Raw genomic sequence first — 1063 nt, forward strand, 5'->3', positions numbered from 1 at the left:
TTCCTAGGGTGGGGATAGACAACGCTTCCACAGTTCCTCCTAGTCAAGCGAAGTTACGAAAGGGTGAGCTTCCTGAGGTCTGTTCACACTCCCGCCAATGTAATGTACGACGCCACCGAAACCACGTGCGAGACGATGGTGCTAATCCTGCTGGTGACAATTGCTGCGGCGGTGAGCTCACAGGCCTGGAGCTATACTGCGACCGCGATTTGGTACTTAATGGCACCCGACTGGCAATCATTGGATGCTGCTCGAGCTTGATATCGCTGGCTGCTGAGATGTGCCGCAGGTCTTTCTTGAGTGCAAGGCTCCGCCTCCCTTCCGCGTTCCTCGCACCCACCCTTGCCCGGTCGGTCTGTCTGGGCGCGCTTTCCGTGAGCACACATGAACATATGCGCCGACGACGCTCGACACGTGCTGCAAAGAGCGCGGTGTACCTCTTGGTTGCAGGACGCAGAGCGCTTTCGCTCTCCGACCCTACGTGTACCCTTGCAAAGACCGAGACATGAGCGGGAACAAACCTCACATCTGGGATGTCAGTAGAGCCGTTTGAGGAAGCGACTAACAACAATGCTTCTTGCCGTGGTGCCCAGCAATCACCCCATGGTGGCGCCAACTGCGATCTGCGCTTGCGAAGGCGTCCGGCCTAGGTCGGACATGATCAGTTTGCCAAGTGACCGTTACGGCGGAACACCGCGTTTAGGATCGCTTCGTAGGCGCTGCCCACGTCTTCCTCGATCTCAGTGGTTTTGATGCCGAGCGCTTTAGCATCGGCGAAGAGCTCTTGGGTCAGCTCGGCAACAGAGGTTGTATCAGTCCCGACCGTGTTAGGGACATGTTCGAAATCCACTTGTGCAGAAAGTCTGCGCCGCGCGTGCTCATGAGCAGATAAGGCGCCCGCGCATATTAGGTTCCGCTCATTTTGACCCCATCGCCGGCTGCTCCTGTCTCTTGGACATGGCTCGAGGTAATTTCAAAGTTGGCGACGAGGTCGCCGTCACGGCGACTGTGCGCGGCCGGGTGACGCCCGATCCCATCAAGCGTGACGATCCCCTCTTACGAC

Annotated in this window: 1 protein-coding gene; it reads right to left on the reverse strand. The window is 57.9% G+C overall.

Going from position 1 to position 1063, the window contains the following annotated elements; translation table 11 throughout:
- Window positions 1-661 precede the first annotated feature (661 nt).
- Window positions 662-850: a hypothetical protein gene (locus tag EN914_RS36290; RefSeq protein WP_337123932.1), complete on the reverse strand. Its 189-nt coding sequence runs from the start codon at window positions 848-850 to the stop codon at window positions 662-664.
- Between the last annotated feature and the right edge of the window lie 213 nt (window positions 851-1063).

The sequence above is a fragment of the Mesorhizobium sp. M7A.F.Ca.CA.001.08.2.1 genome, from assembly GCF_003998455.1.
In the GTDB taxonomy this organism is placed as follows: Bacteria; Pseudomonadota; Alphaproteobacteria; order Rhizobiales; family Rhizobiaceae; genus Mesorhizobium; species Mesorhizobium ciceri.